This window comes from Pigmentiphaga sp. H8, from assembly GCF_003854895.1.
GTDB lineage: Bacteria > Pseudomonadota > Gammaproteobacteria > Burkholderiales > Burkholderiaceae_B > Pigmentiphaga.
On record NZ_CP033966.1, the window covers coordinates 1,934,783 to 1,947,229 of the forward strand.

The 12,447-nt window shown below is 64.8% G+C and carries 11 protein-coding genes; 7 read left to right on the forward strand and 4 right to left on the reverse strand.

The features are described 5' to 3' along the window. The first annotated feature begins 78 nt into the window (after positions 1-78). Entirely contained in the window at positions 79-762 is a 684-nt protein-coding gene (locus tag EGT29_RS09165) for a DUF4136 domain-containing protein (RefSeq protein ID WP_124688733.1), read from the forward strand. A 15-nt stretch (positions 763-777) separates the two neighbouring features. Here EGT29_RS09165 and EGT29_RS09170 read toward each other — a convergent pair whose 3' ends face one another. Beyond that, complete coding sequence (locus EGT29_RS09170; protein WP_124688734.1) at positions 778-1,416, reverse strand: TetR family transcriptional regulator; 639 nt, start codon at positions 1,414-1,416, stop codon at positions 778-780. A 167-nt stretch (positions 1,417-1,583) separates the two neighbouring features. Here EGT29_RS09170 and EGT29_RS09175 point away from each other — a divergent pair, with 167 nt between their 5' ends. Next, the gene (locus EGT29_RS09175) at positions 1,584-1,928 is read left to right on the forward strand and encodes a DMT family protein (protein WP_124688735.1); all 345 of its coding nucleotides are present in this window, start codon (positions 1,584-1,586) and stop codon (positions 1,926-1,928) included. 128 nt (positions 1,929-2,056) lie between these two features. Here the strand turns inward: EGT29_RS09175 and EGT29_RS09180 are convergent, their stop codons facing one another. Next, positions 2,057-2,413 (reverse strand): H-NS family nucleoid-associated regulatory protein, encoded by a 357-nt coding sequence (locus EGT29_RS09180; protein ID WP_124688736.1) that lies wholly within the window; start codon positions 2,411-2,413, stop codon positions 2,057-2,059. Positions 2,414-2,677: 264 nt separating this feature from the next. On the opposite strand from EGT29_RS09180, the gene EGT29_RS09185 reads away from it, so the two are divergent. Together EGT29_RS09185 and EGT29_RS09190 are read left to right on the forward strand one after the other, a co-directional pair. Next, a complete protein-coding gene (locus EGT29_RS09185) occupies positions 2,678-3,220 on the forward strand; it encodes a YaeQ family protein (protein ID WP_124688737.1) in 543 nt (180 codons plus the stop codon). 190 nt (positions 3,221-3,410) lie between these two features. After that, entirely contained in the window at positions 3,411-4,664 is a 1,254-nt protein-coding gene (locus EGT29_RS09190) for a class I SAM-dependent methyltransferase (RefSeq protein WP_124688738.1), read from the forward strand. A gap of 76 nt (positions 4,665-4,740) precedes the next feature. Here EGT29_RS09190 and EGT29_RS09195 read toward each other — a convergent pair whose 3' ends face one another. Next, positions 4,741-5,592: a neutral zinc metallopeptidase gene (locus EGT29_RS09195; RefSeq protein WP_124688739.1), complete on the reverse strand. Its 852-nt coding sequence runs from the start codon at positions 5,590-5,592 to the stop codon at positions 4,741-4,743. Positions 5,593-6,077: 485 nt separating this feature from the next. Here EGT29_RS09195 and EGT29_RS09200 point away from each other — a divergent pair, with 485 nt between their 5' ends. The 3 genes from EGT29_RS09200 to adeC all read left to right on the forward strand — a co-directional run bounded on the left by EGT29_RS09200 (position 6,078) and on the right by adeC (position 12,076). Further along, the gene (locus EGT29_RS09200) at positions 6,078-7,286 is read left to right on the forward strand and encodes an efflux RND transporter periplasmic adaptor subunit (RefSeq protein WP_124688740.1); all 1,209 of its coding nucleotides are present in this window, start codon (positions 6,078-6,080) and stop codon (positions 7,284-7,286) included. Positions 7,287-7,437: 151 nt separating this feature from the next. Beyond that, on the forward strand, positions 7,438-10,620 hold the full coding sequence (locus EGT29_RS09205) for an efflux RND transporter permease subunit (protein WP_124688741.1): 3,183 nt from the start codon (positions 7,438-7,440) through the stop codon (positions 10,618-10,620). A 1-nt stretch (position 10,621) separates the two neighbouring features. Further along, complete coding sequence (gene adeC / locus EGT29_RS09210; RefSeq protein ID WP_124688742.1) at positions 10,622-12,076, forward strand: AdeC/AdeK/OprM family multidrug efflux complex outer membrane factor; 1,455 nt, start codon at positions 10,622-10,624, stop codon at positions 12,074-12,076. A gap of 141 nt (positions 12,077-12,217) precedes the next feature. Here the strand turns inward: adeC and EGT29_RS09215 are convergent, their stop codons facing one another. Further along, on the reverse strand, positions 12,218-12,409 hold the full coding sequence (locus tag EGT29_RS09215; RefSeq protein WP_124688743.1) for a hypothetical protein: 192 nt from the start codon (positions 12,407-12,409) through the stop codon (positions 12,218-12,220). Positions 12,410-12,447: the final 38 nt, after the last annotated feature.

A 12,447-nucleotide genomic window follows, 5' to 3' on the forward strand; every position in this document is an offset into this window, starting at 1 on the left:
CGAGAACCGAAACACCTCGTGTCGGTCCAAGCGCCATAACGGTTAAATTACGATTCTTGCTGCGGACGCGAAAGCATCATGTCGATATCCAAATGTAATTCTTTCTTCGGGCGGGGCGGCTGGACATGGGCCAGCCGCGTCGCGAAGGTCGCCGCAGTGGCCTTGCTCGCGGGCTGCGCGACCACCGTGCCGGCCCGCGTCACCACCTTCCAGCAGTGGCCGGCCGATGCCGCGGGCGCCACCTGGAAATTCGATACGCCCGCGGCACAGCGGGACAGCCTGGAGTATCGCGAATACGCCGACATGATCCGTTCGGGCATCGGCCCCACCGGCATGGTCGAGGCCCAGGCGGGCAAGCCCGCCCGCTTTACCGTCAGCTTCTCGTATGGCGTCGAGCCGGTGCAGGTGCGCGTCGAGCGCCCGGCCTACGATCCTTTCTACGGTCCGTGGGGCCCCTGGGGCTATGGCTGGGGCGGCTTCGGCTATCGCGGCCGCGGCGGCATGGGTTTCGCCTGGGGGCCGCCGTATCCGCCGACCTGGACGTCCACCACGGTGGATGCGTCGCGTGCTTCGCTGCGGGTGGAGATCCGCGATGCCCGCCAGAACGGGCAGAAGGTCTATGAGTCCACGGCCGTAAGCACCGGCTCGGGCGACTCCATTCCGCAGGTGATGCCCTACCTGGTGCGGGCGATCTTCGATCGCTTCCCCGACACGAACGGGCAGGTCAGGGACGTGACCTACGAGGTCGAGCAGCGCAGGTAGCGCCCCACCCGCGCGTCAGCCGGCCGGCGTTTCCGGCTGGCTGATCTTCAGCCCGGCCAGGAAATCGTCGATGACCCGGCCGCCCACTTCGGTGATGTCGAAATCGCCCGGTTCCAGCATCCAGTCCATGAACAGGCCGTGCATGATGGCGTGCAGGCCCAGCGCGGCGATCCGGGGATTGGTGTGGGGCGGCAACTGCCCCAGGGCGATGGCGCGGCGGAAACCGTCTTCGTAGCGGCCCAGGGCGATCTTGCGGCTGTCGACATGGCGGCGGCGCATGTCCGCCGTTTCCGCCACATACTCGCACTTGAACAGCAGGATCTCACAGACCCGCTGCGCGCTCGCGCCTTCGGAGATCAATTGCAGGGCGTCGACGGCGCTGCGCCGCAGCTGGCTGAGCGGATCGGGGGAGTTGGCGTCGCAACTGCGTTCGAGCGCGTCCTCGATAGGCATCTTGACCCGCTGCAACATCGCGTCCAGCAGGTCTGTCTTGTTCTTGAAGTGCCAGTAGATCGCGCCGCGGGTTACATTGGCGGCCGCCGCGATATCTTGCAGCGACGTGTGCGAGACGCCTTGTTCGCTGAAGATCTGCTCGGCGGTTTCGAGTATGCGGGTGCGGGTTTCGAGCGCTTCCTCTTTCGTTTTGCGTACCATGGCCATGCCCAGCCGGTGGTGTCCGGCATCAGCCAGGAAGGCCGCCGGACGGAGGTGTGTGAGTGAACGGGCTATCTAGGTCAGTGCCCCCGTGCAGTACTTATATACATGCATGAATGTATGTAAGCATACCATGTTTTGGCTTGATTGACTGAGGTGGAAGGGGTATGGCTACCCAGATATTGGGGTTCGTGGGACTCCTGGCGTTGTCCAATATGTTCATGACGTTCGCCTGGTACGGGCATCTGCGTTATGCGCACGGCAGTCCCTGGTATCTCGCCTTGCTGGCAAGTTGGGGGCTTGCTTTCTTCGAATATGCAATCATGGTGCCCGCGAATCGCTACGGCTTCGATTTCCTTAGCGTAACGCAGATGAAGATATTGCAGGAGGTGGTGACCCTGACCGTGTTCGTGCCGTTCGCGTTGCTGTTCATGGACGAGCGGTTGCGGCTGAACCATTTATGGGCGGCGTGCTGCCTGGTCGGTGCGGTCTATTTCGCCTTCAAGAAATAATTTCACGACCGTAATAATCGAAGGCTTGAGTGGGTAAAGCTTTCCGGATGGTAACAATCAAAAAGGTGGTTTTACGATTAGGAGTCGTAAAACCACCTTTATAAAAAACCCTGTCGGCCTGCGGCGTGTTACTGGGCGATGAGGAACTGGTCGCGTGTCGCGCCGACGGCTTCCGCCGCCACCAGCCAGCGCGGGGGTTTGCCGCGGCCGGTCCAGGTTTCGCCGGTTTCGGGATGGCGGTACTTGGGGGCGACCTGCTTGGCGGGTTTTGCCGCGCTGGTCTTGGCGGCGCCACCCACCCGCTTGCGGGGAGCAACGCCCTTGGCCTGGGCGGCTTTCAACTCGTCCAGCGTGATCGAGAATTCCTGCATCGAGCGAAGAATGGAGGCGATGACAGGCTGGCGTTGCTTCTGGCGAACGCTTTCCGCTTTTTCCTGAAGCTTGCGGATTTGGGCCTGCAGGGTTTGGTAGGTATCTTTAGCCATTTTTGTCCAGGTGATTTTCAGGCGATGGGCAGGGAAATGCTCGATTTGGCGCGCGAGGATAACCAGCGCATTTTAGAATCGAATTTTCCTAACTGTGAAGCTGTTATTGAAAACGGATACATTTTCAAATGAATAGAGTGGAACGGGCGCTCGAAGTTCATTCGGAAACTTCCTTAGGTAATTCCCCGGAACGCCCAGCGCAGTGCGCCGGCCTGATTCCGGTTTTCAAGAGGAAAGGCCGCCGCGCGGCGGTCGGTGAAAGACATGGCTCTACGTTCGGTGGTTTACAAGGCGGTGCTGCAGGTGGCGGACATGGATCGGGGTTACTACGCGGAGCATCCGCTGGTCATTGCCCGCCATCCTTCGGAGACCGATGAAAGAATGATGGTGCGGGTCCTGGCTTTCGCGCTGAATGCCGACGAGGACCTGGCGTTCGGCCGGGGCCTGTCGACCGACGACGAGCCGGATTTGTGGCGCAAGGACCTGACCGGCGCGGTGGACGTCTGGATAGAAGTGGGCCTGCCGGACGAGAAATGGCTGCGCAAGGCCTGCGCGCGGGCCGCGCGGGTGGTGCTCTACGCCTATGGGCGCACCGCCGATGCGTGGTGGCGCCAGAACCAGGACAAGCTGGCGCGGCTGGATAATCTGCAGGTTTTCCGCCTGGCCCCCGAGGATACCGCGGCGCTGGCGCGGCTGGCGGAACGGAACATGCAGCTTCAGTGCAACGTGCAGGAGGGCCAGGCCTGGATGGGTAATGGCGGGCGCGACGCGACGTTGACGCCGGAAATGCTGCATCCCTCATTATGAATAGGGTTTTTGAACGTTCCGCGGGCCATGAAAGTCCGCGATTTTGGTGCTAGGATAAAAAAGCAAAGTGGTTACGAAGCTGGTCTACCGAAGAGCGCCGACCTAGGGGGATCTTTGCCTGATGTGGGTTGAGCGCCGATAAAAACGCGTCTGTCGCGACCGACAGGTTGTGGAATACGGAAAACCCTACATGAATGCTCTTTTTTCCCAGGCAGAACGTCAACTCTCCGCATTACCCGTTCCCGTTCAACTCACACTGCCCGACGGTACCCGGCTGGGGGCCGACGATCCGAAAGTCGGGTTCACGTTCAAGACACTCCGTTCCGTGTCTCATCTGGTCCGGGGCCGCATCGGCCAGCTGGGCGAGGACTACGTCGAGGGGCGGGTCGACATAAGCGGCAGCATGCGCGACCTGATGGCGGCGGCCGCCGCCATACTGACCGAATCGCCGGTCGACAATGCCCAGCCCGGCTGGCTCTCGGAACTCGGGCGCAGGGCGACGTCGGTCATGCGCCATACGATGGACCGCGACGCGCGGCAGATCCAGTTTCACTACGACCTGTCCGACGATTTCTACGGTCTGTGGCAGGATCCGCGCCGCGTCTATTCATGTGCCTATTACCGCGATTCCAGCATGACGCTGGCGCAGGCGCAGGAAGCCAAGCTCGACCATATCTGCCGCAAGCTGCGGCTGCACGAGGGGGAGCGCTTCCTGGACATCGGCGCGGGCTGGGGTGGCCTGCTGCTGTGGGCGGCCGAAAACTACGGCGTCGACGCCACGGGCATTACCCTGTCCAAGAACCAGCATGCGCACGTCAACCGCCTGATCGAGGAAAAGGGGCTTCAGAACCGCGTCCGGATGGTATTGCTGGATTACCGCGAGCTGGAAGAAACCCGGCCGTTCGACAAAATCGCATCGGTCGGGATGTTCGAGCACGTCGGGCGTGCCCAATTGACCGCCTATTTCTCGAAAGTGCGCCGGCTCCTGCGTCCGGGCGGCCTGGTGATGAACCACGGCATCACGTCCGGCGGCACCTATAACGCCCAGCTCGGCAGCGGCATGGGCGATTTCATCGAGAAATACATATTCCCCGGCGGGGAATTGGTGCACGTCAGCAAGGTATTGGAGACGCTCAGCGACGGCGGGCTGGAAGCCGTCGACGTCGAGAACCTGCGGCCTCATTACGCGCGCACGCTGTGGGCCTGGAGCGACGGGCTGGAGGCCAGGCTGGACGAGGCTTACCGGATATTGGCGGGCGAGCGGGGCGCCAAGTCCATCCGGGCCTACCGGCTATATCTGGCCGGCTGTGCCATGGCGTTCGAGCAGGGATGGATTTCGCTGAACCAGGTGCTGTGCCAGCGCCAGGGCGTGTTCGATGAAAGCCAGCTTGACGAGCCCCCGGGCCAGGCCTATCCGTTCCGCCGGGACTACATCTATCGCTGATCCGTCCAGGCCCCGGAAACGCGCGAGCCCCGCCTGGACGGGGCTCGCGCGTTTCAGCATGGCGTTCGTAGGGCGATCAGAGCGATGCGGCGGAGAACGTATCGCAATTGCCGGGGTTGCCGGTTTCCAGTCCGCGCTTGAACCAGCGCACGCGCTGGGCCGAGGTGCCATGCGTGAAGGCATCCGGCACCACATAGCCCTGGGCTTCCTTCTGCAGGCGGTCGTCGCCGATGGCCGAGGCGGCGTTCAGGGCCGCCTCGACGTCGCCCGGCTCCAGGATCTGCCGGGCGCGATTGGCGTGATAGGCCCATACCCCGGCGTAGCAGTCGGCCTGGAGTTCCATCCGTACCGACAACTGGTTGGCCTCGACCTGGCTGGAACGGCGCTGCTGCCGGTTGACCTTGTCGGCCGTGCCCGTCAGGTTCTGGACATGATGGCCGATCTCGTGGGCGATCACGTAGGCGCGGGCGAAGTCGCCGGGCGCGTTCAGGCGGCGCTGCATTTCCTCGAAGAAGCTCATGTCGAGGTAGACGCGGGCGTCGCCGGGACAATAGAACGGACCCATGGCCGCCTGGCCGGTGCCGCACGCGGTGTTCGTGGCGCCCGAGTACAGGACCAGCCTGGGTTCGGTGTAGCGGCTGCCGGATGCCGTGAAGATCTGGCCCCAGGTGTCCTCGGTGTCGGCCAGCACCTTCGAGACGAACTGGGCCTGCTTGTCGTCGGCCGGCGGGGGGCCCGACGTTTCCTGGACCGACTGGCCGGGGCCGGACGCCAGGTCCAGCACCACCGAGGGGTCGACGCCGAAGTACATGGCGACCAGCGCCAGCACGATTGCGCCTATGCCCAGTGAACCGCGGCCCGCCAGGCGGGGGCCGCCGCCGCGCCGGTCTTCGATGTTGCTGCTTTCTCGGCCATTATCCAGACGCATGGGGCTTCCTCTGTCGTTCGATGCGGTGCGCGGACGCACCGCCCAGACTATAAACCGATCCGGTTCGGCGCGGCCGTGCGCCGGAAGGGTCGCAGAGAGCGGCGGGGTGTTGTTTATGCCGCAACGACGGTGGAGCAAAATCGCAAAAGGCACAGCAGTTGGCCGCAAAAGTGTGGGAGCATTTCCTCTCGGGAGCGCATACCGGGCCGGGCACGATGCAAGTCGGTAAAAGCCCTAGTCAGCTCAGGGGTTAATGCCCACTTGACATATTCTGGCGCTCAACTGACGAAACAAAAAAATTCGTTCTTTTTATACAAACATCCATGAATGTTTGTATAATTGCCCGCTTCATGATGTCCGCAATGTCTTCTCGTCCGCACCCGGCGCGCGCCAGGCCGCCGGACGCGCAAGGCTTTCGTCATCCCGGGATTTCGACTACGTTTCGGCTTTATCCGTGCCGCGACGTCTATGCCTAGAGGAATGCTATGCAACGCAAAAGACGCTCACCTTATCTACTAGGCGCGGTATCGCTGGCGACCCTGCTCGCGCTGTCGGCTTGCGGCAAAGGAAACGGTGGCGCGCAGCAGGGCGCGGGAGCGCCTCCTCCGATGGAGATCGGCACCGTCACCATCACGCCCACCAAGGAAGTCATCGTCAACGAATTGCCGGGACGCCTGGAAGCGACCCGCATCGCCGAGGTCCGGGCGCGCGTGGCGGGCATCGTGCTCCAGCGCGTGTTCCGCGAAGGCAGCGACGTCAAGGCGGGCCAACTGCTGTTCAAGATCGATCCGGCGCCTTTCCAGGCCGACTACAACAGCGCCAAGGCCAACCTCGAGCGCGACCAGGCCAACCTGTACCAGGCCCGCATGCTGGCCGAACGCTATGAGCCGCTGGTGAAGGCGAACGCGGTCAGCAAGCAGGAGTACGACAACGCCGTCGCTTCGTACAAGCAGGCGCAGGCGGCCGTGTCGGCCACCAAGGCCGCGCTGGACCGCGCCAAGCTCAGCCTGGACTACGCCACCGTCACGGCCCCGATCTCCGGCCGCATCGGCCGTGCGCTGGTCACGGAAGGCGCGCTGGTCGGCCAGGGCGAAGTCACGCCGCTGGCGGTCATCCAGCGCCTGGATCCGGTCTACGCCAACTTCACGCAGTCCGTGGCGCAGCTGAGCCAGCTGCGCGCGGCCTTCGACAGCGGCAAGATCAAGCAGGTCGCGCCGAACGAAGCACGCGTGTCGCTGGTGCTGGACGATGGCTCGCGCTATCCCCTGACCGGCAAGCTGCTGTTCTCGGACGTCACGGTCGACCAGAGCACCGGCCAGGTCACGCTGCGCGCCGAGTTCCCGAACCCGAACAACGTCCTGCTGCCCGGGATGTACGTGCGGGTGCGGGTCGAGCAGGGCATCGACGAGGCGGCGCTGACCGTGCCGCAGCAGGCCGTGCAGCGCGGCGCCAACGGCGATGCGTCGGTGTACGTGGTCGGCGCCGAGAACAAGATCGAGCCGCGCCAGGTCAAGACCGGTGCCGCGGTGGGCGATCGCTGGATCATCACCCAGGGCTTGAAGCCCAACGACGTGGTCATCGTCGAAGGCTTCCAGAAGGTGCGTCCGGGCGCGCAAGTCAAGCCCGTCCCCTGGAAACCCGCGGCCGAGTCCGCGCCGGCGCAGCCGGCTGGCCAGCAGGGTAGCAAGTCGTGATTGGTACCGTGCCCGGCGCGCCATCCGCCCCGGGTACGCGGGCCGGTGAAGACCGGTCCGGTCGAGACGCAGGCAGGGCGAACCCGGCTTCGTCAAGATCGAGCCGGGTCCTGTCGGGCCGCCCGAAGCATCTCTAAGAGAGTCACCAGACATGTCGCAATTTTTCATTAGCAGGCCGATTTTTGCCTGGGTGGTCGCGCTGTTCATCATCCTGGCAGGCGTCCTGGCCATTCCCAACCTGCCGGTGTCGCAGTACCCGGCGGTGGCGCCTCCGGTCATCTCGGTATCGGCCACCTATCCCGGCGCGTCCGCCGAAACGGTGGCGCAGTCGATCACCAGCCTGATCGAGGACGAACTCAACGGCGCCCAGGGCATGCTGTATTTCGAGTCGCAGAGCAACTTTGGCCGCGCCGAAATCGACATCACCTTCGCGCCGGGCGTCGATCCCGACCTGGCCGCGGTGGACGTGCAGAACCGCATCAAGCGGGTCGAGTCCCGCCTGCCGCAGTCCGTGCTGCAGCAAGGGCTGAGGGTGGAGAAGGCCAGCACCAACTTCCTGCTGGTGCTGACCCTGTCCTCCGAAAGCGGCAATACCGACGCCGTAGGCCTGGGCGATTACCTGACCCGGAACGTGCTGAGCGAAATCCGCCGTATCCCCGGCGTGGGCCGGGCGCAGTTGTTCGCCTCGCAGCGGGGTATGCGCATCTGGATCGACCCGGCCAAGCTGGTGGGCTTCAAGCTGTCCGCGGCCGACGTCAATGCCGCCATCGCGGGCCAGAACGTGCAGTTGCCGGCGGGCGCCATCGGCGACCAGCCCAACCTGCCCGACCAGCAGATCACCGCCACCATCTCGGTGCGCGGCCAGCTGGCCACGCCCGAGGAGTTCGGCAACATTGTGCTGCGCGCGAATCCGGACGGCTCGTCGGTGCGCCTGCGCGACGTCGCGCGCATCGAGGTCGGCGCCGAGTCCTACGCGTTCTCGTCGCGCCTGAACGGCAAGCCGACCGCCGCCGTGGCGGTGCAGCTGGCGCCGGGCGCCAATGCGCTGTCGGCGGCCGAGGGCGTCAAGACGAAGATGGCCGAGCTGTCGGCCTATTTCCCCGCCGACTACAAGTACGACATCCCGTACGACACCTCGCCCTTCGTGAAGGCGTCGATCGAGAAGGTGCTCCACACCCTGGTCGAGGCCATGGTGCTGGTGTTCCTGGTGATGTTCCTGTTCCTGCAGAACTTCCGCTACACGCTGATTCCGTCCATCGTGGTGCCGATCTGCCTGATGGGTTCGTTCGCGTGCATGCTGATCGCCGGGTTCTCGATCAACGTGCTGACCATGTTCGGCATGGTGCTGGTGATCGGTATCCTGGTGGACGATGCCATCGTGGTGGTGGAGAACGTCGAGCGCATCATGGTCGAGGAAGGGCTGCCGCCGAAGGAGGCCACCCGCAAGGCCATGGGCCAGATCAGCGGCGCCATCATCGGCATCACGCTGGTGCTGACGGCCGTGTTCCTGCCGCTCGCCTTCATGAGCGGGTCGGTGGGGGTGATCTACCGGCAGTTCTCGCTGGCCATGGCCACGTCCATCCTGTTCTCGGGTTTCCTGGCGCTGTCCTTGACGCCGGCGCTGTGCGCCACGCTGCTCAAGCCCATCCCCAAGGGCGCGCATGACGAGAAGAAAGGCTTCTTCGGCTGGTTCAACCGCAGCTTCAACCGCACCGCCGACCGCTACCAGAACTGGGTGGGACGCCTGCTGGCCAAGACCGGACGCTACATGGTCATCTACGCGGCGATCCTGGCGGTGATGGCCTATACCTTCCTGCGCCTGCCCTCGTCGTTCCTGCCGGCGGAAGACCAGGGCTACGTGATCACCGACATCCAGACGCCCCCGGGCGCCTCGGTCAACCGCACCAGCGAAGCAGTCGACGTGATGGAAGCGCACTATGCCGCGCGGCCTTCGGTGAAGTCCATCATCACGATCCTGGGCTTCAGCTTCTCGGGCATGGGCCAGAACGCGGCGCTGTCGTTCGCCACGCTCAAGGACTGGTCCGAGCGCGGCGCGGACGAATCGGCGCAAGCCGAGGCCGCGCGCGCCAACGGCAGCTTCTTCGCGCGCATCAAGGACGCCATGGTGTTCTCGATCGTGCCGCCGGCCATTCCCGAACTGGGCAACGCGACCGGCTTCACGTTCCGCCTGCAGGACCGGGGCGGACTGGGCCACAACGCGCTGCGCGACGCCCGCGACCAGTTGCTGGGCGCCGTCGCCAAGAGCTCCGTGATCGCGTACGCCCGTGTCGAAGGTCTGGAAGACGCGCCCGAACTGCGCCTGCTGATCGATCGCGAAAAGGCCAACGCCCTGGGCGTGTCGTTTGATTCCATCCGTTCGTCGCTGTCCACGTCGGTGGGCTCGGCCGTGGTGAACGACTTCATCAACGCCGGCCGTGTCCAGCGCGTGGTCGTGCAGGCCGAGGCCAGAGACCGCATGTCGCCTGACGACCTGCTGCGCCTGTATGCCGCCAACTCGAACGGGGGGCTGGTGCCGTTCTCGGCCTTCGCCTCGTCCGAGTGGGCCAAGGGGCCGGTGCAGGTGATCCGCTACAACGGCTATCCCGCGTACAAGATCTCGGGCGACGCCAAGCCGGGCTTCAGTACCGGCGAGGCCATGAGCGAGATGGAGCGCCTGGTGCGCGAACTGCCCCCGGGCATCGGCTACGAGTGGACGGGCCAGTCGCTGCAGGAACGCGTGTCGGGTGCCCAGGTGCCCATCCTGCTGACGCTGTCGCTGCTGGTGGTGTTCCTGGTGCTGGCCGCGCTGTATGAAAGCTGGTCCATCCCGTTCTCGGTGATTCTGGTGGTGCCGCTGGGGATCCTGGGCGCGGTGCTGGCGGTGACGATGGTGGGCATGCCCAACGACGTGTTCTTCAAGGTGGGCCTGATCACCATCATCGGCCTGTCGGCCAAGAACGCGATCCTGATCGTGGAGTTCGCCAAGGACCTCTATGCCGAAGGCAAGGGCCTGGCCGAGGCCACGATCGAGGCGGCGCGCCTGCGTTTCCGTCCCATCATCATGACGTCGCTGGCGTTCATCCTGGGCGTGCTGCCGCTGGCCATCGCCACCGGCGCCAGCTCGGGCGCGCAGCGCGCCATCGGTACCGGCGTGATGGGCGGCATGATCTCCGCCACGTTGCTGGCCGTGTTCCTGGTGCCCGTGTTCTTCGTGGTGGTGCTGAGGCTGTTCAAGACCAAGCCCGAATCGCTGCATATCATGGGACACCATGACGACGAGCCGAACAAGGGCGATGCCGGCGCGGCGGGAACGGTCAAGCATGAAGGAAACTGATATGAAACGACCCGCACACTCACTCGTGGCGGTGGCCGTCGCCGCCCTGCTGGGGGGATGCTCGCTGATCCCGACCTATGAGCGCCCGGCTGCGCCGGTGGAGGCGGACTTCTCCGCCCACGGCGCCGCGCCGGCCGGCGCGCAGCCGGCCACGGCCGACATCGGCTGGCGCCAGTTCTTTGGCGACGAACGCCTGCAACGGCTGATCGCGCTGTCGCTGGAAAACAACCGCGACCTGCGCGTGGCGGTACTGAACATCGAGGCGGCCCGGGCCCAGTACGGCGTGACGCGCGCCGACCAGTTCCCCGGCGTCAATGCCAACGCGAACGGTTCGCGCCAGCGTACGCCCGGCGACCTGTCCTACTCCGGCCGCTCGACCATAGGCAGCCAGTACCAGGTCAACCTGGGGGTGACCGCGTTCGAACTGGACCTGTTCGGCCGTGTCCGCAGCCTGAGCCAGGCGGCGCTGGCGCAGTACCTGGCCAGCGAGGAAACCCGGCGCAGCACGCAGATCAGCCTGGTGGCCCAGTTGGCCAATGCCTACCTGAACGAGCGTTCCAGCGACGAACTGCTGGCGCTGGCGCAGCGTACCTTGAAGACCCGGCAGGACTCGTACGGCCTGATCAAGCTGCGCTACGACGCCGGTGCGGCGTCCGAGCTGGAGCTCCAGCAGGCCGAGTCGCTGGTGCAGAGCGCCTTGTCCGAGCAGGCCATCGCCGAGCGCAACCGCGCCCAGGCGACCAATGCCATGGTGTTGCTGATCGGCCAGCCCTTGCCCGCCGACCTGCCGGCGCCGCGGCCGTTGAGCCAGCAGGCTCTGCTGGCCGACGTTCCGGTGGGCCTGTCGTCCGACCTGATCGAGCGCCGGCCCGACATCCGTTCGGCCGAGCAGCAATTGCGCAGCGCCAATGCCAGCATCGGCGCCGCTCGCGCCGCGTTCTTCCCGAGGATTTCGCTGACCGGCGCGTTCGGCACCGCCAGCAGCCAGTTGTCCGGGCTGTTCGACAGCGGTTCGCTGGCCTGGAGCTTCGCGCCCCAGATCAGCCTGCCCATCTTCGACGGCGGCCGCAACCGGGCCAATCTCGACCTGGCCGAAGTTCGCAAGAACGTCGCGGTGGCCCAGTACGAGAAGACGATCCAGACGGCGTTCCGGGAAGTGGCGGACGCGCTCGACGCCAAGGGGACCTACGACCGGCAGATCCAGTCGCAGCAGACGCTGGTGGATGCTTCCCGCCGCAGCCTGGAGCTGTCCGACATGCGATACCGCAACGGTGTCGACAGCTACCTGCAGCTGCTGGACGCGCAGCGCGCCCTGTTCACCGCCGAACAGAGCCTGTTGCAGGCGCGCACGCAGCGCCTGAACAACCTGGTGGGCTTGTACAAGTCGCTGGGGGGCGGTTGGGAAGAGAATACGGTGGCCGCCAAGGCGGCGGCGCCAACCTCTACCGTGCAATGAAAAAACAAGGGGCGCTTCGGCGCCCCTTGTCATTCAACCCCCGGTCGGTCGTTTTCTTCATGGCCGATGCCTTGCCCCAATGAACAAAGGGCGTCTCCCGTGAGCGGGGACGCCCTTGCCGAGGCACCGCATGAGCGGCGATCAGCCGTTGACGTACTGGACGTTGTAGCGGCGGGCGTTCGCCTTCAGGTCGGCGATCAGGTTCAGGACCTGGTTAGCCGCGGCGCGCAGGGTTTCGAACGGACGGGGTTGTTCGAATTCGTTGGCCAGCTCGCCACGGATCAGTTCGCGCTCGAGCGTGTCGGTCAGCTTGCTGTCTTGAACGTATTTCATGGCTGTATCCTTTACAGTGGTTGCCTAGGTGTTAGTAC